Raw genomic sequence first — 24,544 nt, 5'->3', positions numbered from 1 at the left:
CTCGGGGGTGGTGCGGCGGTGCGCCGTACCATCGATGGGTGCGCCGCCCTCAGTCGTCACGGCCCGCCAGCACCACGCGGCCCCGCCTGCTCATCGCCCTGACCGCCGTCGTCGTCCTCACCGCCACCACCGCTGCCTCCTGCGGCGACGATGATCCCGACCTCGCGCTGGCGTCGGCCGTCCGCAACCCGGTCACCGAGGTGATCGACGCTCCGGCCACGGTGACGGCCCGCGCCGCCGCCACCCTCACCGCTCCCGCCGACGGCACCCTCGCGAGCCTGCGCGTCCAGCCTGGACAGCGGGTCAAGCGTGGTCAGGTGCTGGCCGTGGTCGACGCGCCGAACGCGCAACAGCGTCTCCGGCAGGCGAAGGAGGCGCTCACCGCCGCGAAGCGCGCTGGCCGGGGCGTCGGATCGGGCAGCCTGACCAGCAGCCGGCGCGGCACCGACAAGGCGGCCGACGAGGCGTTCGACGCGGCCCGTAAGGCCGCCGAGAAGATCGCCGACCCGCAGCTGCGGGACGCGCTGCTGACCCAGGTGACGTCCGCGCAACGCCAGTACACGGCCGCCGCGCGCAGCGCCGACCAGGCGGTGCGCGCGGTGCAGCGGGGAATCAACGGGTTGAGCTCCGCCGTCGGCGCGCTCTCCGCCGCGCAGCGGCTCCAGGCGCAACAGGCGTACGACCTGGCGAAGGCGACTGTCGACGCGCTCACCCTGCGCGCCCCGATCGCCGGGGTCGTGCAGCCGGGTGGCACCCGGGCCGGCGGTGGCGCGAACGCCGGTCTGGCCGGCCTGTTGGAGCAGGCCGGTGGCGCGCAGGCGGCCGGCCTCGACCCGTCCGTACTGGCCCCCGGCCAGGGTGGGCCGCCGGCCGGCGTGGACGACGCGGTAGCGGTCGGCGGTCAGGTCACCGCCGGCACGCCGGTGCTGACGGTGGTGGACACCGGGCAGCTGGGCCTGCTCGCCGAGGTGGACGAGACCGACGTGCTGCTGGTCAAGGCAGGCGTGACGGCCACTGTCGAGTTGGACGCCATCACCGGCGCCAGCTACGACGCCACCGTCCGGTCGGTCGACGTGCTGCCCACCAGCTCCGCACAGGGCGGGGTCACCTATCGGGTACGCCTCGCGCTGGGCGCCGGGAAGCTGGCCGAGGACGAGCCGGCTCCGACGCCCCGCCCCGGCATGAACGCGATCGTGCACCTGCGGGTACGTGAGGCCGTCGACGCGGTGACCGTCCCCGCCTCGGCGGTGTTCTCCGCCGACGGTAAGGACGCGGTCTGGGTGGTCCGGGACGGTAGGGCGGACCGGGCGGCGGTGACAGTGGGCGTCCAGGGGTCCGACCTGGTGCAGATCCTCAACGGCGTGCAGCCCGGCGACCGGATCGTGGTGCGCGGCGCCGACCAGGTCCGCGACGGCCAGGAAGTCCGGTGACCGGAGCTGCCGTGGCGGATCCGGGCGGCGACCGGCCGGCAGGGGAGCGGGTCCCGGCCATCGAGGCGGTGAACGTGTCCCGGACGTACCAGCTCGACGGGGTGTCGGTGGAGGCGCTGCGCGGGGTGTCGCTCACCGTGCAGCCGGGGGACTACGTGGCCCTGGTCGGTCCGTCCGGCTCGGGCAAGTCCACCCTCATGCACCTCCTCGGTGGGCTGGACCGGCCCACCGGCGGCCGCCTGGTGATCGGCGGGCGGGACGTCAACGCCCTCGCCCCGCCGGAGATGGCGACCCTGCGCAACGAGACGATCGGCTTCGTCTTCCAGGCGTTCCACCTGCTGCCGCGTACCTCGGCCGTGGAGAACGTGGCGTTGCCGCTGGTCTACCGGGGGGTGTCGGCCCGGCAGCGGCGGGAGCGGGCGGCGGCGATGCTGGGCCGGGTCGGCCTCGGGCACCGGCTGGACCACCGGCCCAACCAGATGTCCGGCGGCGAGCAGCAGCGGGTGGCGATCGCCCGCGCGTTGGTCACCGAGCCGACGGTGCTGCTTGCCGACGAACCCACTGGCAACCTGGACAGCGTCACCGGCGCCGCCGTGCTGGAGCTGTTGGAGCAGTTGAACGCGGAGTCCGGGGTGGCGCTGGTGATGGTCACCCACGACCAGGAGGTGGCGGCCCGGGCCCAGCGGCGGATCACCATGCGCGACGGAGTGGTGGTGGCGGACAGCGCCGCGAGCGCACACCCGTCCAGCGCGGACACCGACGACCCGCGCTCCACCCATGATCGACCGCCATCCGTTGATCACGGTCGACCTGCGACACTGGTCCCCGCTCCCAGCGCGGAGCCCCGGTCCGCGTCCGGAAGCGGCCCGGGGCACCCGTCCGGTGGCTCCGGTGGCGCCGCCGGAGCCACCGGGCGCCTTCCGCGCGAGGTCGAGCAGCCCGGAGGTACGCCGTGAGGGTCGCCGAGGCGTGGCGGGTGGCGTTGGACGCCCTGCGGGCCAACCGGCTGCGCAGCGCGCTGACCATGCTCGGGGTGATCATCGGGGTGGCCTCGGTGGTCCTGCTGGTGGCCATCGGCACCGGCACCAAACAGAAGGTCGAGCAACAGGTCGAGGGCCTCGGCTCCAACCTGTTGCTCGTCGTGCCCGGCCGCATCGAGGTGGGCAACGCGCCTGTCGTCTCGCCGTTGACCCTGAAGGACGTGGACGCGGTGACCCGGGTGGTCGGCGACCCCGATCGGGTGGCGGTCACCGTCGCCTCCGGGGCGACCGCACGGGCCGGCGCCCGTTCCGACTTCACCACAGTGCAGGGCGTCCTGGAGACGACCCCGGCGGTGTTCACCAGATCGCTGGCGCGGGGGCGCTACCTCACCGGCACCGACGTGGACACCAGCCGGCGGGTGGCGGTGCTCGGCGACTCGGTCGCCCGTGCGCTATTCCCCGACCGGGACCCGCTCGGCCAGCAGGTGGCGCTGGCCGGGGTGCGGTTCCGGGTGATCGGTGTCTTCACACCCCTCGGGCAGAGCCTCGGCGTCGACCGCGACGACGAGGTGCACGTCCCGGTGACCGCCGCGCAGCGACTCTGGGGCACCCAGCGGGTCGACGGCATCGCGGTGAAGGCGCCGGACCGGGAGCGGATCGACGAGCTGGGCGAACGGATCGTCGCCGAGCTGAACCGCCGCCACCCGGACACCGAGTTCAGCGCGGTCACCCAGCAGCAGATCCTCGGTGTGCTCGGCGACATCCTCGGTGTCCTCACCGGGGTGCTGGCGGCGATCGCCGGCATTTCGCTGCTCGTCGGCGGCGTCGGCGTCTCCAACATCATGCTGGTCAGCGTCCGGGAGCGGACCCGGGAGATCGGGCTGCGGAAGGCGGTCGGCGCGCGGCCCCGCGACATCGGCGTGCAGTTCCTGCTGGAAGCGGTGCTGCTCACCACGATCGGCGGGCTCACCGGCATGGCGCTGGGCGTGGGCACCGCCCTGCTCGTCGACGCGCTGTCGCCGATCCCGGCCGCGATCACCTGGTGGTCGTTGGCGCTCGCCTTCGGCGTGTCGGCGGTGGTGGGCATCGTCTTCGGGGTGGTCCCCGCGCAGCGCGCCGGCCGTCTCGACCCGGTGGTCGCGTTGCGCACCGAATGAGCAGCGGCGCAACAACCGGACGGCGGACGCGGACGGGCGGATACCGGGAGCACGGATCGGGTGAACCGGCCACCGAAACATGATCAGTTGCAGGAAGGGATCGCGCCGGTCACAACCGCCCCGCTACCGTACTGGTAACACGCGCGTCGTCGGCCCGGCCCGGAGCATCCGTCGGGTTGGCACGCGCCGGGCATGGGATGGGTCGGTGAGCCATGGCCGGGTCACAGTCCGACGGACGGCTGTCGGAGGTCAAGTTCCTGACCGTCGCGGAGGTGGCGACGGTCATGCGGGTGTCAAAGATGACTGTCTATCGCCTGGTGCACAGCGGTGAGCTCACCGCCGTCCGGGTCGGCCGGTCATTCCGGGTGCCTGAGCATGCGGTGCACGAATATCTCCGGGGTGCTTTTCAGGAGACCGCCTGAGCCACCGTCTGGCCCTCCGATCGCCGGTTGACAGGCATCGGTGGGCGTGCGGAGTGAGCTTTCGGGCCCCGCAGTCGCGCGCCGTCGAGTGCCGCGACGGGGGCGCGTTGGTCCGGCTGACGCCCTGCGGCTACCCTGGAGCCCGACCGAGACCCCACCGGTGCGCCCCGCCGCCCAGACTGGTCCGGTCCGTTGTCCGCAAGCGGTCGCCGTCGCCACCTGCGTGGTGTCATCCGGTCCGCCCCGCACGTTGTATCGAAAGGCTGTCGTATGGGCTCGGTGGTCAAGAAGCGCCGTAAGCGCATGGCTAAGAAGAAGCACCGCAAGCTGCTGCGCAAGACCCGCGTCCAGCGTCGCCGTCTCGGCAAGTGATCGCCGCCGGGCTCAGCGCCCGGCGTTCGGCATCACTTGCCAAACTGTCGACCTCCGGAGGCTCAGGTGATCAGGCCGTGGTCGTCCCGGCTCGGTCCATCCTGCCGGGGTAGGTGTGTCAGATGACCCCCGGTGGCACCTCAGGTGCTCCGGGGGTCGTCGTCGTCACCGGAGTGGGTCGTTACCTGGGTGCCCACGTGGCGGCCCGACTGGCCGCCGACCCGCGCATCGAACGGGTCATCGGGGTCGACGCACCGGACTCCGGCACCGAGTTCCCCGACCTGCTGGACCGGGTCGAACGGATCCGCGTCGACAGCGGTTCCCTCGGTGGCCTCCTCGCCGACCTGGATGTCGACGCGGTGGTGCACCTCGCGCTGGTCACGTCACCCGACCCGCAGCATGGTGGCCGGTCCGGGATGAAGGACCAGAACGTCATCGGCAGCATGCAGATGCTCGCCGCCTGCCAGCGGGCACCCCGGTTGCGCAAGCTCGTGGTCCGGTCGTCGACCGCCGCGTACGGGGTGTCGTTCCGGGATCCGGCGGTCTTCACCGAGGAGACCGAGCCCCGCGAGGTGCCGCGCGGCGGTTTCGGCCGCGACATCCTCGACCTCGAGGGGTACGTCCGCGGCTTCCGTCGCCGCCGGTCCGACGTCACCGCCACGGTGCTGCGCTTCGCCCCGTTCATCGGCTCGACCGCCGACACCACGTTGACCCGCTACTTCTCGCAGCCGTTCGTGCCGACAGTCTTCGGCCGTGACCCCCGCCTGCAGTTCCTGCACTTCGACGACGCGTTGGAGGTCCTGCACCTGTCGATCGTGGAGGACCATCCCGGCACGTACAACGTCGCCGGCCCGGGGGTGCTGTCGCTGTCCCAGGCGATCAGGCGCGCCGGCCGGGTGGCCGTGCCGGTGCTGGAGCCGGGTCTCTCCGGGGCCGCCGCGCTGGCCCGCACCATGGGCTTCGGCCGCTACGGCCTGGACCAGGTCGACCTCTTCGTGCACGGCCGCGTGGTCGACACCAGCCGGCTCGAGCAGGAGTACGGCTTCACACCCCGGTCGACGGCCGAGGCCTTCGAGGACTTCATCCGGGCCCATCACGGTGGTGTGGTGGTCACGCGGGATCAGCTGGCCGCTGCCGAGCAACTCGTCCTGGACGGCATCCGGCAGGTCCGTTCAGCGGTACGGGACCGGACGTCGTGAGCGCGAGGAGTGAGCCGGTCTTGCGAGCCCCGCAGTCGCGAACCCAGGTGACGCTGTGAGCGGGCCGGAGGAGGGGCGCGACCCGCAGTCGGTCGGGCGTTTCGACGTACCTGAGCAGGTGCCCGCGCCGGACGCGGAGCCGGCCCGGCGCAACGGACATCGCCCGACCGCGCCTGTCGCGCCGACGCCGACCCCGACCGCGACGCCCACCCCGACCCCGGCCGACCAGGTCGACGTCGGGATGCCGGGTGGCACCGAGCCGGCCGTGTCGGACCGGCCCGGTGACCACTGGGACCGCAAGGTCGCGAACGGGTTGGCGTTCCTCCGCCGACGGCTCTCCGGCGACTACGAGGTGGACGAGTTCGGCTTCGACTCGGAGCTGACCGACGCGGTCTTCCACCCGCTGCTGCGGCTGCTCTACCGGGACTGGTTCCGCACCGAGGTCAGCGGGGTGGAGCACGTGCCCGTGGACGGGCCCGCCCTGGTGGTCGGCAACCACTCCGGGACTGTCGCACTGGACGCCCTGATCCTCTCGGCGGCGCTGCACGACAAGCATCCCGCCCACCGCTACCTGCGGCTGCTCGGCGCCGACCTGGTCTTCCGGATGCCTGTGGTCTCCGAGCTGGCCCGCAAGACCGGTGGCACGGTGGCCTGCAACCCGGACGCCGAGCGGCTGCTCGGCGGCGGCGATCTGGTCGGCGTGTTCCCCGAGGGCTTCAAGGGCATCGGCAAGCTCTACGCCGACCGCTACAAGCTGCAACGCTTCGGGCGGGGCGGGTTCGTCTCGGCGGCGCTGCGCACCGGCACCCCGATCGTGCCCGTCGCTATCGTCGGCGGCGAGGAGATCTACCCGATGCTCGCCGACATCAAGCCCCTGGCGCGGCTGCTCAAGCTGCCCTACTTCCCGGTCACGCCGACGTTCCCGCTGCTCGGCCCGCTGGGCATGGTGCCGTTGCCCAGCAAGTGGCTCATCGAGTTCTGCCCGCCGATCCCCACCGCACACCTGACCGACTCGGCGGACGACCCGCTCGTGGTCTTCAACCTCGCCGACCAGGTGCGGGAGACCATCCAGCAGACGCTGCACACGCTGCTGGAGCGACGGCCCGACCCGTTCGGCCCCTAGACGAGCAGGTCCCTCAGCCGGCGCGTCGGCGGCGCTGCAGGGCCAGGCCGGCGGTGACCGCGCCGGCGACCAGCCCGGCCGCAGCGGTCGACGGTACGGCGATCTTGACCGCTCGCCGGCCACTGCGAAAGTCCCGCACCTCCCAGCCGTGCTGGCGGGCCTGCCGCAGCAGAGCGCCGTCCGGGTTCACGGCCACCGCCCGGCCCACCGCGCAGAGCAGCGGCAGGTCGTTCGCCGAGTCGCTGTAGGCCGCGCAGCGGGCCAGGTCGAGCCCTTCCACGGCGGCGAGCTGGGTGACCGCCTCGGCCTTGGCCGGCCCGTGCATCAGGTCACCCACCAACCGCCCGGTGTACGCCCCGTCCACCACCTCGGCCACCGTGCCGATGGCACCGGTCAGGCCCAGCCGGGCGGCGATCACCCGGCCGATCTCGACGGGGGCGGCGCTGACCAGCCAGACCCGCTGACCGGCGTCCAGGTGACGCTGCGCGAGCTGGTGGGTGCCGGCCCAGATCCGGGGGGCCATCATCTCGTCGAAGATCTCCTCGGCGAGATGCTCGACCTCGTTGACCCGCCAGCCCTCGACGAAGGCCAGCGCCGCCTCCTTGGCCAGCGACATGTCACCGGCGTGCTCCCGGGCCAGCAGCCGGAAGCGGAGCTGCTGCCAGGCGAATCGGGCCAGGTCAGCGGTGGTCACGTAGTTCCGGGAGGCGAGCCCACGCGCGAACCAGTAGATCGACGCGCCCTGCATCATCGTGTTGTCCACGTCGAAGAACGCCGCGGCGGTCGGGTCGGGTGCGCTGACCGGGGCCAGGTCGGTCTCCGCCCAGGCTGCGGTGTGCCCCTCGGCGTCGGTGCTGACCGTCACCTTACGGCTACGCGCCACGCGATTCCCTTCCTCACCGGTACGACTGATGCTCCCTCGCGAGGGTATCCGCCGCAGACGGTCGACCGGCCGGGCACACAACGAACTGTGGCGCGGCCGGTCGGACGTGCGGTATAGGGGCCGGGTCAGCGAGCGCCGGGGCAGGCGCTCGGGTTCGGGCCGAGCGCGTCGCTGGCGGTCGGTGCCGGCAGGCCGCAGGCGATCGCCGCCCGCAGGTCGTCCGAGCGTTCCCGGATGCTGTCCAGCAGCAGCAGCGACCGCTGGGTCCGTTCCCGGTCGACGCGGGTGCTCCCGTCGAGCAGACCGCGTACGGCCCGGCGCTGGCTCGTCACGAAGGTGTTGAGGGTGTCCAGGCTGCCCGGCTCGGCCCGCTGCACGGCGGCCGAGGTCAACAGGCGAACTCCCTGCCGGCTGTCGGCGTCCATGTCGTCGAGGACCGCGCTGTAGCCGATCCGGTCACCGCGCAGCTTGGCGGCTTCGCCAACTCTGGTCCGGGCGAAGTCCAGGAAGAGCTGACCTCGGCTGATGTCGGAGCTGGCCAGGGCGAGTTGAGCCCGTTCGGTCGAGCGCTTCATCCCGTACAGCGCGTCACCGGGCACCGCGTTCTCGCTGGCGGCGGAGATCCCGGAGACGGCGATGGCCCCGGCGGCGATGCCGATCAGGATCGCGCCCCGGGCTCGGGCCCGCCGGGCGGTGACCGCCGGCAGTAGCCGCCCGCGGGTGGTCGTGGCTGCCGGCTCGCTGACCGCCGCCGGTGTGGTGCCCAGCCCTTCCCGCTCGGCGGTTGCGAGCAGCATCGCCCGCAGGCCGGTACGGAAGTCCTGGTCCACCTCGACAGCCGGGGGGTCGACGCTGAGCCGCTGACCCACTGCGACGAGCGGTGCGAGTTGACCGTCCACACGGGACCGCACGTGGTGTCGCCGAGCGCCGTTGGCCTCGTCGAGAAGCTGCGCGAAGCGCTCCGCGCGCCGGCGGGAGAAGAGGGTGTTGTCCACCGCAGGCACCTCCTCTCGCTGGTCACGGCCGGTCGGCCGCCGTCGTTGCCAGCGACCGGGCGGCAGTGTGACACCACGGAGGTGAGGTGCCGCCGGCGTGCCGGTCGGACCTCGGTGACCCGGGCCTGCCGGGACATCCACCGGTCGCACCCGGAGAAACGCGGCGGACCGGGCACGGGTTACGGGCCTGGCGGAGCGGAAATTACAGAAAGTGATGGTCATCACCGGGCGGGACCGACCCTGAGCTGCGCGGACGTTGATCGACGTCCGTCGGTCCCGCCGAAACGAACTACGGCTGGAAGCCGTCGGGCAGCAGCCGGGCCAGGGCGCGGACGGCGCGGTACTGGAGGGCCTTGATGGCCCCCTCGTTCTTGCCCATCGCGCGGGCCGTCTCGGCGACCGAGAAGCCCTGGAGGAAGCGGAGCACGATGCACTCCTGCTGCTCCGGGTTGAGCTGCTTCACGGCGGTGAGGAGTGCGACGTTGGTGATGTGCTCCACCACCGCCGCCTCCGGGCTGCCCTCCGGGCCCCGGTCCTCCCGGTCGGCGTCGAGCACGTCGCCGGTGGTGACCTCCAGCCGGTACCGGCCCGACTTGAAGTGGTCCGCGACGAGGTTGCGGGCGATCGTCACCAACCAGGCGCCGAGGTCGCGGCCCTGCCAGGTGAAGCTGCCGATCCGCTTGAGCGCGCGCAGGAAGGTGTCCGAGGTGAGGTCCTCGGCGAGTTGCCGGTTGCCGACCCGGAAGTAGACGAACCGGAAGACGGTGTCCACGTACCGGTCGTAGATCAGGCCGAACGCCTCGGACTCGCCGGCCTGGGCCCGCTCGATGAGCGTCCAGACCTCGGTTGCCGGGTCGGACGGGTCCGGGCGGCTCGGGAAGCCGGTCGGGGTGGTGGCGGTGGTGGCCGGCACCGCCGGGATCACCGCTGTCTCACCCGCTGCCGGGTCGGTGGTGACCGCCGGTGTGTCGCTTATCCGACGCCCCTGCACGGGCATGGTGGGTCGGGCCGGTACGGCGACCCGGCCGCCGGCCGGCTTCGCGTTTCCACCGGGCACCGCGGGCCGCGGCGGTGGCTCGTTGTGGTGTGGCCGGCTGCGGATCCGCTGCGCCGCGCCGTCACCCCGCACGACGCCGCCGTGCTGCTCGTCCATGGGAGCGCGGGCTGCTGGCCGTTCGTTGACGTGGGAGCGGGCCGGCTGGCCGGTCAGGCCGACCGGGCGTTCCGCGTAACCGAAGGTGGTCACCGTGTTGCCCCCGTCCCGTCGGTCGCCGGGCGGGCCGGTCTGGGTCTCGTCGGGGCGGACCGACCGGGTGATCGGTCGGGCAGGACGGTCGCGGGGGTTGCCGACGGGCGGCAATTCCCCTGGAGGTGCTGGTCCAATGCGCTCACAGGCACGGGGGCCTCCTCGGGCTGAGGGGTGTCGACTCACGGCAAATGGGGTGACCCGACCCGAGTGATGATAGGGCCAACGTCACCCGCGCGTGGCAAGTCCGTTACACAAGGCGGAAGTATTTCCCGCTCCCTCGCACCGGCGGCGGACCGGTTGTCCGTCGTGTGCGATTGACTTTCCGCCGACACGGTGATCCAGGATGGATGCCCAGGTCGGAGGCATCCCGGCCGTTCGGTCGACCCGGCGCGCCGGCCGGTCGGACGGGGCGGCCGAACTGCCCGTGAACGACGTCGCACGTCCCATCGACAGGACCTGATCGGATCGCCGATGGCACAGCGGACAGTCCCGTACATGGGACTGTCGCGCGGCCGTCCTCGGCGCGTGGCCGCGACCGTCGGGCGTGGCCCGTCGCCGTCCGCTGTGCCAGACTCGATCACCGTGCAGGACGACTCGGAAAGCCCCGCGCCGAACCTCGCCGACCGGGTCCGCCGGGCGGCTCTCGACAGCGCCGACCGGCCCGCGCTGCACTGGCGTGAGCACACCCTCAGCTGGTCCGAACTGGACGCCGCGGTGGACGCCGCCGCCCGCGGCCTGGCCGCCGTCGCGCCACCCACCGACCCCGGCGGTACGCCGCCACGCGTCGCCATCGCACTGCCCAACACGCCGGACTTCGTGATCGCCTGGCTGGGCGCCCTCCGTGCCGGGCTGGTCACCGTGCCGGTCAACCCCGGCTTCACCGCCCCGGAGTTACGGCACGTGCTGGCCGACTCCGGCGCGTCGGTGCTCATCGCCGGCGACCGCGTTCGGGCACTGGTCGCCGACGTGGCCGCCGAGCTGCCCGCGCTCGCCTCCGTGTACGGCACGCCACCGACCGCCGAGGCGCCCGGACCGGCACCCCGCCCCCGACGAGGCGGTGCCGACCTGGCTGTACTGCTCTACACCTCCGGCACCGAGGGGCGGCCCAAGGGAGCGATGCTCTCGCACCAGGCGCTGCTCGCCAACCACGAACAGGTAGCGGAGATCGAGCCGCCGGTCGTCGGGTCGACGGACACCGTTCTCCTCGCGTTGCCGCTGTTCCACGCGTACGGGCTCAACTCGGGGCTCGGCGCGGTCGTGCACCACGGCGCGACAGGCGTGCTGCTCGACGAGCCGGGCCCGACGGCGGGGCTGGACGAGATCGCGCGGCACCGGGTCAGCGTGCTTGTCGGCGTACCGTCGATGTTCCTGACCTGGGCCGGTGCTACCACGGCCCGCGCGGCGACCGCGTCGGTGCGGGTCGCGGTCTGCGGCGCGGCGCCGCTCGAACCCGCGGTCGCGGCGCGCTTCACCGAGGTCACCGGGCATCAGGTGCACATCGGGTACGGCCTCACCGAGACCGCGCCGGTGCTCACCTCCACCCTGGTCGGCGGTGTGGCCAAGCCGGGTTCGATCGGCCGGCCGCTGCCCGGTGTGCGGCTGCGCCTGGTCGGCGCCGACGGGGTGGACCTGTGGCGCGACGGGCTGGCCGTCCCCGACGACGACCCGGATGACCTGGACATCTCCGACGTGGCGCCGGGCACCGACCCGGGGCAGATCGTCGTGTGCGGCCCCAACGTCTTCACCGGCTACTGGCCCGACGGTCGGGGCGGCCCGGACGCCGACGGTTGGTGGGGCACCGGCGACATCGCGTACGCCGACGAGGACGGCGACCTCTTCCTGGTCGACAGGCTCGGCGAGTTGATCCTGGTCAACGGGTTCAACGTCTATCCGCACGAGGTCGAGCTGGTGCTCGCCGGGCACCCCGGGGTGGTCGAGTCGGCGGTACTGGGTGTGCCGCACCCGCGGACCGGCGAGACTGTGCGGGCGTACGTGGTGCCGGTGCAGGGCCGAACGGTGACCAGCGAGGAGTTGCTCGCCCACTGCGCACGGAACCTGGCCCGGTTCAAGTGCCCGACCGCCGTCGAGTTCGTCGACGCCCTGCCGCACTCGGCGATCGGCAAGGTACGCAAGACCCAGCTCCGGTCGGCGACGCCGGCCGACCGCACGGAGGTAACAGATGTCCACTGACGCCCGGCTCGCCCTGATCACCCGACCCGGCTGCCACCTGTGCGACGACGCCAAGGCGGCGCTCGACCGGGTGGTGGCGGTCACCGGCGACAAGTGGGTCGAGTGGGACGTCACCGGCGACGAGGGGCTGGAGCGGGAGTACGGGGACCGGCTGCCGGTGGTGATGCTCGACGGCAAGGAGCACGGCTACTGGCGGGTCGAGGAGGACCGGCTGCTGCGGGACCTGACCACGCCGCAGCTCTGAGCGGTGCCTAAGGTGCTCTGATGACCTCTGCGCCCCCGCACCTCGTCTGGGACTGGAACGGCACCCTGCTCAACGACCTCAGCCTTGTGGTGTCCGCCACCAACGTGGTGTTCGCGAGCCTGGGCGGGCCGACTGTCACCCCGGACGAGCACCGGTCGCGGTTCCGCAGGCCGATCGCCGAGTACTACGCCGAGGTGCTCGGGCAGGCCGTGGACGACGACGAGTTCGGCCGACTGGACAAGATCTTCCACGACGCGTACCGGACCGGGTTGACCACCTGTGAGCTGGCCGCCGACGCGCGTGACGCGATGGCCGCCTGGCCGGGCAGCCAGAGCCTGCTGTCCATGTGGTTCCACGAGGAGCTGGTCCCGACCGTGCACACGTACGGGTTGACCGGCCACTTCACCCGCGTCGACGGGCTGCGGGCAACGGTCGGCGGCGATCGCAAGGCCGAGTCGCTTCGGCAGCACCTGGCCGAGCTGGGCGTGGACGGCGCCTCGGTGGTGCTGATCGGCGACTCCATCGACGACGCGGACGCGGCGCTCGCGGTGGGCGGCCGTCCCGTGCTCTACACCGGCGGGTTCACCGACCCGGCCCGGCTGCGCGCCTCCGGTCACCCGGTGGCCGACACCCTCACCGACGCGGTGGCCCTGGCCCGGGAGGTCAGTTCCGCAGGTAGGTGAGGACGGCCAGCACCCGCCGGTGCTGTTCGGTGTCCGGAGGCAGGGTGAGCTTGGTGAAGATGTTGCGCACGTGCTTCTCCACCGCCCCGTCGCTGACCACGAGGGCGCGCGCGATGGCGGTGTTCGAGCGCCCCTCGGCCATCAGGGCGAGCACCTCGCGCTCGCGGGGGGTCAGCTCGCGCAGCGGGTCGTCCCGGCGACGCCTGGCGAAGAGCTGACCGACCACCTCGGGGTCGAGAACAGTGCCGCCGCCGGCCACCCGGCGCAGCGCGTCCAGGAACTCGTCGATCGCGGCCACCCGGTCCTTGAGCAGGTAGCCGATCCCGCCGCCGGCGCCGCCGGTGGTGGCGAGCAGATCATCGGCGTACGAGACCTCGACGTACTGGGAGAGCACCAGGATCGGGGTACGCGGCACCAGCCGGCGTGCCTCCACCGCGGCCCGCAGCCCCTCGTCGGTGTGCGACGGCGGCATCCGGACGTCGACGATCGACACGTCGGGCCGGTGCTCGACCACCGCCTCGACCAGGGCGTCACCGTCCCCGACGGCGGCCACCACCTGGTGCCCGCTCTCGGTCAGCAGCCGGACCAGCCCCTCCCGGAGCAGGACGGCGTCGTCGGCGATCACGATGCGCATGGCTGTGTTGTCTACCACGTCCGGCCCGTCGTGCGGGCTCGGCGCGGTGCCGGAGCGCTCACAGTGGCAACTCGGCGCGGATCTCGGTGGGGCCGCCGGTCGGGCTGACCACCACCAGTTCGCCACCGGCGGCCCGGACCCGGTCGGCGATGCCGGCCAGCCCGTGCCCCTTCGCCAGGTGCGCGCCCCCTTGCCCGTCGTCGCCCACCCGGACCTGGAGGTGGGTGCCCTGCCGGGCCACGGCCACGGTGGCCTCGGTGGCCCGGCTGTGCTTGGCGACGTTCGTCAGCGCCTCGGACACCACGAAGTACGCGGTGTTCTCCACCGCCGGGTCGAGCCGCCCGGCCGGCGTGCCGAGCTGCGGGTCCACCTGAAGCTCGATCGGGATCAGCCCACGGCCGGCGATCGCGGCCAGGGCGCTGGGTAGACCCCGGTCGACCAGGATCGGCGGGGCGATGCCCCGGGACAGCGCCCGCAGCTCGGCCAGGGTGTCCCGGGTCTGGGTGACCGCCTCGTCGATGGTGCGGCCGGCCGCCTCCGGGTCAGAGGAGAGCTGCATCCGGGCCCGGCTGAGGTCCATCGCCAGCCGGACCAGGCGCTGCTGGGGGCCGTCGTGGATGTCACGTTCCAACCGGCGTAGCGCGGAGGCCTCGGCGGATACGGCGGCCCGCTTCTGCTCCTCCAGCACGGTGATCCGGTCGCGCATCTCGGCCACCCCGGTCAGCATGGCCTTGGCGAAGCTGGCCTGGAGCAGTGCGCAGCCCCGCACCACGATCGGCAGCGTGATCAGGAAGAACACTCCGAGCGCGGTGTAGAGGCCGATCCGGGCGGTGGTCGAGTCGCCCAGGCCGAGCAACTGCGCCAGGTCCTGGTCACCCTCGCCGTCGGCCCGGGGCAGGGCCCAGTCGTACGCCCAGTAGAGCGAGCCGGTGATCGCCGCGGCCCACCAGGACAGCGTCACCACGAAGGTGCCCGCCGCCGCGATCAGTCGCAGGATGCCGTGCGCCAGGTCGAGCCAGGACTGGGCGTCCCGCATCGGCACGAAGATCCGCCGCCAGGCGTTCGCGCCCGCCTCGGGCAGCCGGTAGTGCGGCCGGATCCGGGGTTGGTGGAGCACCGCGGGCAGCCGCAGCCGCTCGACGTCGGCCAGCCCACGGGCGGCGTACAGGGTGCCGCTGAGGATCGGCAGGCCGATCACCGTGACCACCAGGCCGATGCCGACAGCGAGGCCGACGATGAGGACGACGAAGCTGGCCAGCGCCAGGGGCAGGCCGAGCACCACGTACCCGGAGTCGACGAAAAGCTGGCGGGGGATGCTCGGTGCCAGCGTCGGTCGGTCGCTGGTGGCGGCAACGGCGGTCATGCCCAAAGGCTAGGCATCTGGGCTCGGTGTCCCCATCCCGAAACCCCGCCTCTCCTCCGTAGTGCTGCCCCTACCTCCAACCCCGCCCCCACCCCCAACCGCGTCGATCTTGCACTTGCTGTTGTGGGTTTGCCCCATTACAGGCGGAAGGCGGGGACAGCAAGCGCAAGATCGCGGAGCGTGGCGATGGCCCGGCGCGGGATTGGTCAGAGAAGTCGGGATTGAGCAATAATCGCCCGGGGCCGTGGGTGGACCTGGGCGTTCAATCGATCTTGTGGAATGGAGGTGCTGGTGAGGTCGCGCCACGCAGCGGCAAGATCGCGATTTGTGCACGTCTTCACAAGCGCCTACGCTGTGACTCCGACGCGCCCTGCTAGCACAGCCGGCAACCTCGGTCGCCAGCGGGAGTCCACAAACGGCCGACCAGCGGAGTTGGCCGAGGATCGCACCGCACGGAGTCTCATGAGTCAGCACCGTCACCCAGGCGCGCCCGGCCGCGCCGGTGCCGTACCGGCGCTCCCGGATCTGCCCGAGGCGACCGTCGCTCGGCTCCCGGAGTACCTGCGCGCGCTGCACAACCTCGCCGACGCCGGGCACGAGACGGTCTCCAGCGAGGGCCTCTCCGCCGCCGCCGGGGTCAACTCCGCCAAGCTCCGCAAGGACCTCTCGCACCTCGGCTCGTACGGCACCCGGGGCGTCGGCTACGACGTCGCGCTGCTGATCGAGCAGATCGAGTATGTGCTCGGGCTCACCCAACGCAGGGCGGTCGCCCTGGTCGGCGTGGGTAATCTCGGTCACGCTCTGGCCGGTTACGACGGCTTCGCCAGCCGGGGCTTCCGGATCGCCGCACTGCTCGACGCCGATCCCTCCCGGGTCGGTGAGGAGATCAACGGCCTGGTAGTCAGGCATGTCGACGACCTGCCGACTGTCGCCGCGGAGGAATCCCTCGCGATCGGCGTGATCGCCACCCCGGCCGCCGCCGCCCAGCAGGTCGCCGACCAACTGGTCGCCGTCGGCGTGACGAGCATCCTCAACTTCGCGCCGTGCGTACTCTCGGTTCCGGAGGGGGTCGACGTGCGCAAGGTCGACCTCGCCATCGAGCTGCAGATTCTGTCCTTCCACGAGCACCGCAAGGCGTCGCTGACCGCGCTGCCCGCCACCGGCGGGTCCGCTCTCACCGCCCTGCCGGGCGGGTTCGCGGCCACCGATACCCAGGAGGCGATCGGCACGTGAAACTGCTCGTCGTCGGCGCGTCCTACCGGACCGCCCCGGTCGCCACGCTGGAGCAGCTGGCCGTGCCCCCCGCCGACCTGACCCGCACACTTGACCGCCTGGTCGCCCAGCCGTACGTGGCCGAGGCGGTGATCGTCTCCACCTGCAACCGGGTGGAGGTCTACGCCGCCGTGTCCGGTTTCCACGGCGGGCTCGGTGACGTCTGCGCCGTGCTGGCCGAGCAGGCCGGCAGTTCGCCGACGGCGCTCGCCAGCCACCTGTACGTGCACTACGACACCGCCGCCGTGGACCACGTCTTCCGGGTCGCCACCGGTCTGGACTCGATGGTGGTGGGCGAGGCGCAGATCCTCGGCCAGCTGCGCGACGCGTACCACTGGGCCACCGGCGCCGACTCGGCCGGCCGCCTGCTGCACGAGCTGATGCAGCAGGCGTTGCGGGTCGGCAAGCGGGCCCACGCCGAGACCGGCATCGACCGGGCCGGCCAGAGCGTCGTCACCGCGGCGCTGGAGCTGGCCGCCGGGCACCTCGACGGTGACCTCGTCGGCCACCCGGCCCTGGTGGTCGGCGCCGGTGCGATGGGTTCGCTCGGGGTGGCCACGCTGTCCCGGCTGGGCGCCGGGCCACTCACCGTCAGTAACCGGGGCGCCGACCGGGCCGTCCGGCTCGCCGAGTCGTACGGGGCGAGTGCCGCGCCGATGACCGAGCTGGCCGACACCCTCTCCACAGTGGACATCGTAGTGGCCGCCACCGCGTCCACCGAGCCGGTCCTCACCCGGGCGGTGGTCACCACGGCGCTGGCCGAGCGCGACCCGGCCCGGGGCCCACTGGTCCTGCTCGACCTGGCCGTCCCGCGCGACGTCGAGGAGGGTGTCGCCGAGCTGCCCGGCGTCGAGGTGATCGACATCGACCGGATGGCGGCGCTGCTCGCCGACGGTCCGGCGGCCGCCGACGCCGCAGCCGTCGAACGCATCGTGCTCGGCGAGGTGGAGGGCTTCCTCACCTGGCTGCGCGGCGCCGACGTGGCACCCACCGTGGCCGCGCTGCGTGGCCGGGCCGACGACGTGGTCACCGCCGAGCTGCGCCGGCTGGCCCAGCGTCGCCCCGACCTCGGTGACGAGCTGCGGGCAGAGGTGGCCCGCACCGTGCACCGGGTCGTGCAGCGGCTGCTGCACCAGCCCACCGTCAAGGTCCGCCAGTTGGCTGCGGAGCCCGGCGGCGACCAGTACGCGGCACTGCTGCGCGAGCTGTTCGACCTTGAGGTGCCGCAGACCTCGCCGGTGGACACCGTCCCGGACGTGCTGACCCCCGACCTCGGCATGGCGCTCCCCGGCACCGACCCGGTGTCCGGAGCCGACGCCGCCGAGCCGACCCCACCCACCGGAGGTGCGCGATGACCGCCCCCCTGCGCCTCGGCACCAGGGGCAGCGCCCTGGCGATGGCCCAGTCGGGCCAGATCGCCGAGGCAGTGACCGCCGCCACCGGCCGTCCCGTCGAGCTGGTCGAGGTGGTCACCGCGGGCGACCGCTCCAGCGCGCCCGTGCACCGGCTCGGTGTCGGGGTGTTCGTCTCCGCCCTGCGCGACGCGCTGACCGCCGGGACGATCGACTTCGCTGTGCACTCGTACAAGGACCTGCCCACGGCTGCCGCCGGCGGGCTGCACATCGCCGCGGTGCCGGCCCGGCAGGACCCGCGCGACGCGCTGATCGCCCGCGACGGCCGGACGCTCGCCGAGCTGCCCCCCGGGGCGACAGTGGGCACCGGCGCGCTGCGCCGGATCGCCCAGTTGCACGCCCTCGGCCTGCAACTGGAGGTCACCCCGGTCCGCGGCAACGTCGACACCCGCCTGGCGCGGGTGCTCGGCCCCGAGGCCGACCTCGACGCCGTCGTCCTGGCTCGGGCCGGTCTGGCCCGACTCGGCCGGGTCGACGTGATCACCGAGACGCTGGACCCGATGCTCATGCTGCCCGCGCCCGCCCAGGGTGCGTTGGCAGTGGAGTGCCGGGTCGACGACCAGGACCTGGTCGAGCTGCTGGCGGTGCTCGACCACGCACCGTCGCGTGCCGCGGTCATCGCCGAACGCGCGTTTCTGGCAACCCTGGAGGCCGGGTGCAGCGCACCCGTCGCCGCCTATGCCGAGCTCGCCGAAGGCGAGACCGGCGATGAGATCTACCTGCGCGGGGCGGTGATCAGCCCGGACGGCACTCGTGACCTCCGGCTGTCCCGCACCGGAACGCCCGCCGACGCGGCGGAGATCGGTAAGGCACTCGCCGCCGAACTCCTCGACCTCGGCGCCGACTCGATCCTCGGCCACGAAGGACACACCGGCCCGGGGACCCAGCAATTTGGGAGCACAGAATGACCCGCACCCGTAAGCCCGTCGGCCGTATCGCGTTCGTCGGGGCTGGCCCCGGTGACCCGGGCCTGCTGACCCGTCGGGCCCACGACGCCCTGGTCGACGCCGACCAGGTGATCTACGACCGGGGAGTCCCGGAGTCGTTGCTCGCCGTCGTTCGCGCCGAGGCCAGGGACGATGCCGAGTTCACCCCGGCCGAGGGCGCGCCGGGGGACGTGGCGAAGGTGCTGATCTCCGCGGCCCGCTCCGGGCTGAACGCGGTGCACCTGGTTGCCGGCGACCCGTTCGGGCACGACTCGGTGGTCAAGGAGGTGCAGGCCGTGGCCCGCACCGCCGCCCACTTCGAGGTGGTGCCCGGCGTCGGCCAGGCCGAGGGCGTGGCCACCTACGCCGGGGTCCCGCTGCCGGGTGTGCGTACGGCCGCCGACGTCGAGGACGTCAGCGCACTGGACTTCGAGGCGCTGGCCACGGCTGTCGGCCGGGGTTCGCTCGCGCTCGCCGTGGACGCCGGTGACCTCGCCGCCGTCCGGGACGGGCTGCTCGCCGCCGGGGTCGACGGCACCACGGGCGTCGGAGTGACCGGCGACGGCACCGGCGAGACCCAGTACACGACCACGTCGACCGTGGACAGCTTCGTGGCCGCGGCGCTCGGCTTCACCGGCCGGGTGGTGCTCACCGTCGGTGTCGGCGTGGGGCAGCGCGACAAGCTGAGCTGGTGGGAGAACCGCCCGCTGTACGGCTGGAAGGTGCTCGTACCCCGCACCAAGGAGCAGGCCGGCGCGATGAGCGCCCGACTGCGCGCGTACGGGGCGATCCCGTGCGAGGTGCCGACCATCGCGGTCGAGCCGCCGCGTACGCCGGCGCAGATGGAGCGGGCCGTCAAGGGCCTGGTCGACGGCCGGTACGCCTGGGTGATCTTCACGTCGGTGAACGCGGTCCGCGCGGTCTGGGAGAAGTTCGCCGAGCACGGCCTCGACGCCCGGCACTTCGGCGGCGTCAAGATCGCCTGCATCGGTGAGGCCACTGCGGACGCGGTCCGCGCGTTCGGCATCCAGCCGGAGCTGATCCCCGCCGGGGAGCAGTCCTCCGAGGGTCTGCTGGCCGAGTTCTCGCCGCACGACGAGATCCTCGACCCGGTGGGCCGGGTGCTGCTGCCGCGCGCCGACATCGCCACCGAGACGCTCGCCGCCGGGCTCACCGAGCGCGGCTGGGAGGTCGACGACGTGACCGCGTACCGGACGGTGCGGGCCGCGCCGCCGCCCGCCGAGATCCGCGACGCGATCAAGTCGGGCGGGTTCGACGCGGTGCTCTTCACCTCGTCCTCCACCGTGCGCAATCTGGTCGGCATCGCCGGGAAGCCGCACGCCCGGACAGTTGTTGCCGTCATTGGGCCCAAGACGGCGGAGACCGCGACGGAGTTCGGCCTGCGGGTCGACGTCCAGCCGCCGCACGCCTCGGTGCCCGACCTGGTGGAGGCGCTCGCCGCCTACGCCGTCGAGCTGCGCGAGAAGCTGGCCGCCATGCCGGCCAAGCAGCGCCGTGGCTCGAAGGTGCAGGGGCCGACCGCCCTGCGCTTCCGGTAGTCGTTCGAGGAGGGCCTGCCATGTCGTACCCCGAGATCCGGCCCCGCCGGCTGCGCCGCAACCCGGCGGTCCGCCGGCTGGTGTCCGAGACCCGGGTCGACCCGGCCGAGCTGGTCGTGCCGATGTTCGTCAAGGAGGGGCTGACCGAGCCCCGTGCCATCGCGTCGCTCCCGGGGGTGCTCCAGCACTCCCGGGACTCGCTGCGCAAGGCGGCGGCCGAGGCGGTCCAGGCCGGTGTCGGCGGGATCATGCTCTTCGGCGTGCCGGAACAGCGGGACCCGACCGGCTCCGGTGGCATCGACCCGAACGGCATCCTCAACGTCGCCATCCGCGACGTGGTGGCCGAGGTCGGCGACGCCACGGTGGTGATGAGCGACCTGTGCCTGGACGAGTTCACCTCGCACGGGCACTGCGGGCTGCTCACCCCCGACGGCGAGGTCGACAACGACTCCACCCTGGCCGCGTACGCCGAGATGGCGGTGGCCCAGGCCGCCGCCGGGGTCGGCATGGTCGGGCCGTCCGGGATGATGGACGGCCAGGTCGGCGTGGTACGCCGGGCGCTCGACGCCGCCGGGTACCAGGACGTCTCCGTGCTGGCGTACGCCGTGAAGTACGCCTCAGCGTTCTACGGCCCGTTCCGCGACGCGGTGGAGTCGGCGCTGGAGGGCGACCGGCGCACCTACCAGCAGGACCCGGCCAATCTGCGTGAGTCGCTGCGCGAGGTGGCGCTCGACGTCGCCGAGGGCGCCGACCTGGTGATGGTCAAGCCGGCGCTGCCGTACCTCGACGTGGTGTCGGCGGTGCGGGCAGCGGTGGACGTCCCGGTCGCCGCCTACCAGGTCTCCGGCGAGTACGCGATGGTCGAGGCGGCCGCCGCGAACGGCTGGATCGACCGGGAGCGGGTGATGCTGGAGACGCTCACCTCGATCAAGCGGGCCGGCGCGCAGGTCATCCTCACCTACTGGGCCGTCGAGGCCGCCAACCTGCTCCGCCAGCGCTACTGAGTAGCCCCGTACGCGCGCTCCGATCGCGCTGAAACAAGGAAATAGTGGCCTCTCTTGCCGAGAAGGCCACTATTTCCTGGTTCGAGCACGATCATGCGCGGCTGAGCCGCAACCCTCAGTCGTCGTTGGTGATCGTTCCGGTGGCGAGGGGGTCGGTCAGCCGCAGGCCGGGCACGCCGGCCACCAGCAGGGTCAGCTTCTCGTCCGACTCCCGCTTCCGGTCACCACGCACCGCCACCGGGAACGCCACCGACGTCTGCCCGGCGGCCAGCACCTTGCAGCCGGCGTACGGGTCGAAGTCCGAGCCCGCCTGCGCCGTGAGGCCGACGGTGGCGGCGCAGAGCAGCACCGGCTGGGACAGCGGCCGGGACACGGTGGCGCTGAAGGTGAGCTGCCGGGTGCCCTGGTTGCCCTCGGCCACCGTCACGTCGGCCACTGTCAACGACGCCCGGGACCGGAACCGCGCCACCTGCGGGTCGTGGTCACTGGAACCCCGTGACCCGTCACCGGCGAACTCCGCCGGCCAGTCGGCGTTGATGTGCGCCGCCCGCACCTGCACCAGGTCGCCGTAGAACGCGTCATTGACGAACAGGTGGTCGAGAGTCTGCGCCTGCCCCTCGAAACTGTACGAGTAGGCGGAGGCCGGCACGTCCGCGACGAGGTTGTCCCACAGGTTGTGCAGGCCCGCCTCGTAGAGCGGGGCGAGCTGGTCCGACGGCGTGGGCTGGTCGCCGGTGGCGATGGGGTCGTCCGGGCGGGGGAAGACGTTCAGGTCCCCGCCGTAGACCACCCGGGCGGTCTGGTCGGCAGCCTCGATCGCGGTGACGATCGCCGCGCCGTAGCGCGCCTGCTCCCGCCGCTGCCCGACCCGGCTGTCCGGGCCGGAGGAGTAGTGGTTGCTGAGCGCGTACAGGGTGAACCGCTCGGTCGAGCCGGGTGCCGCGGCCACGCTGAACTTGCCCAACTGCGGGGCACGGGTGAAGACGTTGTTGCCGTCCCGACCGGTCGAGGTGTCCACGTCCGACGGCAACACCGCGTTGAGGGCCTTCGGGTTCTGCACGTCCGCGTTGGCCGGCAGCCCCGGAGCCCGGTACTCAACTGTCGGTGCCGAGCCCAGCAGGGGATCGGCCGCCGTCGCGGCCGCCAGCGACACCCGGTCGGTGCGGTACAGGAAGGCCGCGGTGATACCGCGCGCGTCCGCGCCGGTCCGGTCATAAGCAGCGGCGTACGCGGGCCCACCGGCCGCCGCCACCGTGAGCGCCAGCTCCTGGATGCTGTCCGGAGCGCCATCGGCGTTGTTGGTGTCACCGCAGCTCAGCGCCGCCCCGGAGACCGTGCAGATGTCCTGGTCCTCGGCCTCCTGCACCAGGATCAGGTCCGGTGCGTGCAGGTCCTTGACGATCTGGTCGGCGAGCGCGGCCAACTGCTCGCGGTACTCCGCCTCGCTGCCCGGGACGTAGTCGAACGGCGGGTCGACGCCCACGCAGCCGGCGTTGCCGGCGAAGTCGCAGCCGTCGAACGGGTCGTCGCGGTAGTCGTACAGGTTCTCCACGTTGTAGGTGGCCACCGCCACCTCCTGCGACCGGTCGGCAGGCTTGGGCGGGTTGTTCTTCGACGGGTCGGCCCCGGCGGCGAACTCCGCCCGCTCGACCTGGACGCCGTACTTCTCGAACGAGTAGTAGACCCCGCCCACCGAGTCCGCCCGCAGCGTGTCGAAGGTGTGCGCCGGCGGGAGCAGCGCGGCGCTGTCCCCGGCGGTGGCCTTGACGCCCATACTGCCGAGCAGCGTCCGCTGGCCGTTGCCGTCGTCGAAGCGGCGGGTCGGGTCGTTGTCCAGCGGGTGCGAGTCACGGAAGACCCGCCGCGAGTACGGGTCGGCGCGGTCCAGCAGCGGGTCGTCGCGGTCGACCACCCACAGCTCCGCGTCGGCGGTGGAGGAGAAGACGTCCCGGCCGCTCACCGCGCCGCTGCCCGCTCGTACCCGCATCCGGGAACCCTCGTGCCGCTCCCAGAAACGCTGCGCGTCGGTGAACACGGCCGGCGGCACCGCGTCGGTCACCGCGACAGCGGTGTCCACGGCCAGGCCCCCGCCGATCCGGCGGACCAGCGACGCGCCGGAGAGCTGGGTGAAGTTGTAGTACTCCGACACCCGGGCCCGCAGCACGACCTCGTCGCCGACGGTCGGCACGTAGCCGCCGATCAGCGAGGTGAACGCGCCCATGAACACGAAGATGCCGTCGGAGCTGGTCGGGTCGCCGTCGGTGTTACCAACGCGGCTCTGCAGGAAGAACCCGTGCTGGTCCGCCCCGGCCGAGGTGCGGGCCAGCGTCAACTGGGTGATCACGCCGCGTACGTCGTACAGCGTGCTGCTCGTGCCGTTGCCGCTCGCCGGTGCGAGCGGCGACCTGTCGGTCGCACCGGACTCGGCGTCGGTGGTCGGGCCCTGCACCTCGCCGACTGTCAGCTCCCGGGTCACCTGTACGGCGAGCGCGCAGCTCGCGGTGCCGCCGCCCGCGTCGGTCGCGGTCAGCGTGACGGTGTACGCCCCGGCGGAGAGGTCGGCGCTCACGCCGACCGTGGCGCGGGCGGTGCCGCCCAACCCGTCGGCCGGTGTGAACGCGGTACGGGTGATCGAGCCGAAGGTCGGGCTCGGGCTGATCGCGGTCACCGACAGGTCGACGATCGTGTCGTCGGGGTCGGCGGCTGTCACCTCGCGGCTCGCGGCCGTGCCGGCGGCGGTGACCAGCGGCCCGCCACAGGTCAGCGTGGCCGGCACGTCGACCGGGCCGCCGCCGTCGACGGTGTGCGCGCCGAGCCCGTCGAAGGTGTCGACCGGGAGGCCGGCCCACTGCGCGGCCGGGTCGAACGCGTCCGACGGGTCCGTGTCGCCGGCGGCCACAGTCGGCAGCCGGCGCAGGGTGTTGTCGGCGGTGCTGGTCGTACCGGCCCCCCACTCGGTGCCCGGGTCGACGCCGACCTGGCCGATCGAGTCGAGCACCGTGGTGCCCCGGCGCAGCACGATCGCGTCGTCACCGTTGAAGAGGCTGGCCCCGGTGGTCTGGTCGGCCTGGGCGAGGATGGCGGCCCCGGCCGAGGCGCTGGCGAACACGAACGCGTCACCGGCAGCCACGCTGCCGGTCAGGGCGATCGTGGTGGCCGTGGTGGAGCCGTTGAAGTAGAGCTGCAACTGGTAGCCACCGGCCGTCAGGTCGACGGCTGCGCCAGTGCCGTTGAACAGCTCGATGGCCTTGTTGTTCGACGAACCCTCGACGTACTCCGAGATGAACAGGTCGGTGGGCGCGGCGCTGGCCGCGGTGGGTGCGACGCCGAGCGCCGTGACTGTCACGGCGGCGGTGGCGGTCGCGAGCGCGGCGATTGAGCGGCGCGGGCGCATAGGGCCTCCACGATGGGTGGATGGGGTCAACGCACGTTAAGGTGCGCGACTGT

21 protein-coding genes are annotated in these 24,544 nt (G+C 72.8%); 15 read left to right on the top strand and 6 right to left on the bottom strand.

Annotation, left to right across the window (positions count from 1 at the left end; all coding sequences use genetic code 11):
- Nucleotides 1-38 precede the first annotated feature (38 nt).
- From ACQP0U_RS29810 to ACQP0U_RS29780, 7 genes are all read left to right on the top strand, one after another.
- A complete protein-coding gene (locus ACQP0U_RS29810) occupies nucleotides 39-1,430 on the top strand; it encodes an efflux RND transporter periplasmic adaptor subunit (RefSeq protein ID WP_433313493.1) in 1,392 nt (463 codons plus the stop codon).
- Nucleotides 1,427-2,386, top strand: a complete 960-nt coding sequence (locus ACQP0U_RS29805) for an ABC transporter ATP-binding protein (RefSeq protein ID WP_433313490.1) — start codon at nucleotides 1,427-1,429, stop codon at nucleotides 2,384-2,386. The genes ACQP0U_RS29810 and ACQP0U_RS29805 overlap by 4 nt, the downstream gene beginning before the upstream one ends.
- Nucleotides 2,383-3,567, top strand: coding sequence for an ABC transporter permease (locus ACQP0U_RS29800; RefSeq protein WP_238684530.1), 1,185 nt, complete (start codon nucleotides 2,383-2,385; stop codon nucleotides 3,565-3,567). Before ACQP0U_RS29805 ends, ACQP0U_RS29800 begins: the two co-directional genes overlap by 4 nt.
- Nucleotides 3,568-3,779: 212 nt before the next feature.
- Nucleotides 3,780-3,989: a helix-turn-helix domain-containing protein gene (locus ACQP0U_RS29795; protein ID WP_007465625.1), complete on the top strand. Its 210-nt coding sequence runs from the start codon at nucleotides 3,780-3,782 to the stop codon at nucleotides 3,987-3,989.
- Between the two features lie 270 nt (nucleotides 3,990-4,259).
- Nucleotides 4,260-4,361 (top strand): 30S ribosomal protein bS22, encoded by a 102-nt coding sequence (locus tag ACQP0U_RS29790; RefSeq protein WP_007465623.1) that lies wholly within the window; start codon nucleotides 4,260-4,262, stop codon nucleotides 4,359-4,361.
- A gap of 122 nt (nucleotides 4,362-4,483) precedes the next feature.
- Nucleotides 4,484-5,560, top strand: a complete 1,077-nt coding sequence (locus tag ACQP0U_RS29785; RefSeq protein ID WP_433313487.1) for an NAD-dependent epimerase/dehydratase family protein — start codon at nucleotides 4,484-4,486, stop codon at nucleotides 5,558-5,560.
- A 241-nt stretch (nucleotides 5,561-5,801) separates the two neighbouring features.
- Nucleotides 5,802-6,683 (top strand): lysophospholipid acyltransferase family protein, encoded by an 882-nt coding sequence (locus tag ACQP0U_RS29780; protein ID WP_112670362.1) that lies wholly within the window; start codon nucleotides 5,802-5,804, stop codon nucleotides 6,681-6,683.
- Between the two features lie 13 nt (nucleotides 6,684-6,696).
- On the opposite strand, the gene ACQP0U_RS29775 is transcribed toward ACQP0U_RS29780, so the two are convergent.
- The 3 genes from ACQP0U_RS29775 to ACQP0U_RS29765 all read right to left on the bottom strand — a co-directional run bounded on the left by ACQP0U_RS29775 (nucleotide 6,697) and on the right by ACQP0U_RS29765 (nucleotide 9,807).
- Entirely contained in the window at nucleotides 6,697-7,566 is an 870-nt protein-coding gene (locus ACQP0U_RS29775; protein WP_433313484.1) for an HAD family hydrolase, read from the bottom strand.
- Nucleotides 7,567-7,691: 125 nt separating this feature from the next.
- Nucleotides 7,692-8,561 carry a DUF5667 domain-containing protein gene (locus ACQP0U_RS29770; protein ID WP_433313481.1) on the bottom strand — a complete coding sequence of 290 codons (870 nt, stop codon included), beginning with the start codon at nucleotides 8,559-8,561 and terminating at the stop codon, nucleotides 7,692-7,694.
- Between the two features lie 289 nt (nucleotides 8,562-8,850).
- Nucleotides 8,851-9,807 (bottom strand): ECF subfamily RNA polymerase sigma factor, BldN family, encoded by a 957-nt coding sequence (locus ACQP0U_RS29765; RefSeq protein WP_433313479.1) that lies wholly within the window; start codon nucleotides 9,805-9,807, stop codon nucleotides 8,851-8,853.
- A 585-nt stretch (nucleotides 9,808-10,392) separates the two neighbouring features.
- On the opposite strand from ACQP0U_RS29765, the gene ACQP0U_RS29760 reads away from it, so the two are divergent.
- From ACQP0U_RS29760 to ACQP0U_RS29750, 3 genes are read left to right on the top strand one after another with little or no spacing between them, the layout of a single operon-like run.
- Complete coding sequence (locus ACQP0U_RS29760; protein WP_433313476.1) at nucleotides 10,393-12,000, top strand: AMP-binding protein; 1,608 nt, start codon at nucleotides 10,393-10,395, stop codon at nucleotides 11,998-12,000.
- Nucleotides 11,990-12,244: a glutaredoxin family protein gene (locus ACQP0U_RS29755; RefSeq protein ID WP_238658313.1), complete on the top strand. Its 255-nt coding sequence runs from the start codon at nucleotides 11,990-11,992 to the stop codon at nucleotides 12,242-12,244. The genes ACQP0U_RS29760 and ACQP0U_RS29755 overlap by 11 nt, the downstream gene beginning before the upstream one ends.
- A gap of 20 nt (nucleotides 12,245-12,264) precedes the next feature.
- A complete protein-coding gene (locus ACQP0U_RS29750) occupies nucleotides 12,265-12,927 on the top strand; it encodes an HAD family hydrolase (protein WP_433313472.1) in 663 nt (220 codons plus the stop codon).
- Here the strand turns inward: ACQP0U_RS29750 and ACQP0U_RS29745 are convergent.
- Nucleotides 12,908-13,561 (bottom strand): response regulator transcription factor, encoded by a 654-nt coding sequence (locus tag ACQP0U_RS29745; protein WP_030329744.1) that lies wholly within the window; start codon nucleotides 13,559-13,561, stop codon nucleotides 12,908-12,910. The genes ACQP0U_RS29750 and ACQP0U_RS29745 overlap by 20 nt on opposite strands.
- A 58-nt stretch (nucleotides 13,562-13,619) precedes the next feature.
- The gene (locus ACQP0U_RS29740; RefSeq protein WP_433313469.1) at nucleotides 13,620-14,924 is read right to left on the bottom strand and encodes a sensor histidine kinase; all 1,305 of its coding nucleotides are present in this window, start codon (nucleotides 14,922-14,924) and stop codon (nucleotides 13,620-13,622) included.
- Between the two features lie 462 nt (nucleotides 14,925-15,386).
- Between ACQP0U_RS29740 and ACQP0U_RS29735 the strand changes: the two genes are divergently transcribed.
- The 5 genes from ACQP0U_RS29735 to hemB are packed head-to-tail and all read left to right on the top strand — an operon-like array spanning nucleotide 15,387 to nucleotide 21,097.
- Complete coding sequence (locus ACQP0U_RS29735; RefSeq protein WP_124819092.1) at nucleotides 15,387-16,157, top strand: redox-sensing transcriptional repressor Rex; 771 nt, start codon at nucleotides 15,387-15,389, stop codon at nucleotides 16,155-16,157.
- A complete protein-coding gene (locus ACQP0U_RS29730; RefSeq protein WP_433313467.1) occupies nucleotides 16,154-17,551 on the top strand; it encodes a glutamyl-tRNA reductase in 1,398 nt (465 codons plus the stop codon). The genes ACQP0U_RS29735 and ACQP0U_RS29730 overlap by 4 nt, the downstream gene beginning before the upstream one ends.
- Nucleotides 17,548-18,516 (top strand): hydroxymethylbilane synthase, encoded by a 969-nt coding sequence (gene hemC / locus ACQP0U_RS29725; RefSeq protein WP_433313464.1) that lies wholly within the window; start codon nucleotides 17,548-17,550, stop codon nucleotides 18,514-18,516. The genes ACQP0U_RS29730 and hemC overlap by 4 nt, the downstream gene beginning before the upstream one ends.
- On the top strand, nucleotides 18,513-20,093 hold the full coding sequence (locus ACQP0U_RS29720; protein ID WP_124819086.1) for a uroporphyrinogen-III synthase: 1,581 nt from the start codon (nucleotides 18,513-18,515) through the stop codon (nucleotides 20,091-20,093). The genes hemC and ACQP0U_RS29720 overlap by 4 nt, the downstream gene beginning before the upstream one ends.
- A gap of 20 nt (nucleotides 20,094-20,113) precedes the next feature.
- Nucleotides 20,114-21,097, top strand: coding sequence for a porphobilinogen synthase (gene hemB, locus ACQP0U_RS29715; RefSeq protein WP_433313460.1), 984 nt, complete (start codon nucleotides 20,114-20,116; stop codon nucleotides 21,095-21,097).
- Between the two features lie 115 nt (nucleotides 21,098-21,212).
- Here hemB and ACQP0U_RS29710 read toward each other — a convergent pair whose 3' ends face one another.
- The gene (locus ACQP0U_RS29710) at nucleotides 21,213-24,491 is read right to left on the bottom strand and encodes a lamin tail domain-containing protein (RefSeq protein ID WP_433313457.1); all 3,279 of its coding nucleotides are present in this window, start codon (nucleotides 24,489-24,491) and stop codon (nucleotides 21,213-21,215) included.
- Nucleotides 24,492-24,544: the final 53 nt, after the last annotated feature.

The organism is Micromonospora sp. CA-269861, from assembly GCF_050948505.1.
Classification (GTDB): Bacteria; Actinomycetota; Actinomycetes; order Mycobacteriales; family Micromonosporaceae; genus Micromonospora.
The sequence above is the reverse complement of the archived record's forward strand: the minus strand, read 5'-3'. Positions and strand labels throughout refer to the sequence as shown.

Excerpts from the sequence above, each read along its gene's own strand:
- ACQP0U_RS29750 (WP_433313472.1), top strand. The coding sequence starts at position 12,265 with ATGACCTCTGCGCCCCCGCACCTCGTCTGGGACTGGAACGGCACCCTG.
- ACQP0U_RS29780 (WP_112670362.1), top strand. The coding sequence starts at position 5,802 with ATGCCGGGTGGCACCGAGCCGGCCGTGTCGGACCGGCCCGGTGACCAC.
- ACQP0U_RS29740 (WP_433313469.1), bottom strand. The coding sequence starts at position 14,924 with ATGACCGCCGTTGCCGCCACCAGCGACCGACCGACGCTGGCACCGAGC.
- ACQP0U_RS29710 (WP_433313457.1), bottom strand. The coding sequence starts at position 24,491 with ATGCGCCCGCGCCGCTCAATCGCCGCGCTCGCGACCGCCACCGCCGCC.
- ACQP0U_RS29790 (WP_007465623.1), top strand. The coding sequence starts at position 4,260 with ATGGGCTCGGTGGTCAAGAAGCGCCGTAAGCGCATGGCTAAGAAGAAG.
- hemC (WP_433313464.1), top strand. The coding sequence starts at position 17,548 with ATGACCGCCCCCCTGCGCCTCGGCACCAGGGGCAGCGCCCTGGCGATG.
- ACQP0U_RS29735 (WP_124819092.1), top strand. The coding sequence starts at position 15,387 with ATGAGTCAGCACCGTCACCCAGGCGCGCCCGGCCGCGCCGGTGCCGTA.
- hemB (WP_433313460.1), top strand. The coding sequence starts at position 20,114 with ATGTCGTACCCCGAGATCCGGCCCCGCCGGCTGCGCCGCAACCCGGCG.
- ACQP0U_RS29755 (WP_238658313.1), top strand. The coding sequence starts at position 11,990 with ATGTCCACTGACGCCCGGCTCGCCCTGATCACCCGACCCGGCTGCCAC.
- ACQP0U_RS29720 (WP_124819086.1), top strand. The coding sequence starts at position 18,513 with ATGACCCGCACCCGTAAGCCCGTCGGCCGTATCGCGTTCGTCGGGGCT.
- ACQP0U_RS29745 (WP_030329744.1), bottom strand. The coding sequence starts at position 13,561 with ATGCGCATCGTGATCGCCGACGACGCCGTCCTGCTCCGGGAGGGGCTG.
- ACQP0U_RS29785 (WP_433313487.1), top strand. The coding sequence starts at position 4,484 with ATGACCCCCGGTGGCACCTCAGGTGCTCCGGGGGTCGTCGTCGTCACC.
- ACQP0U_RS29795 (WP_007465625.1), top strand. The coding sequence starts at position 3,780 with ATGGCCGGGTCACAGTCCGACGGACGGCTGTCGGAGGTCAAGTTCCTG.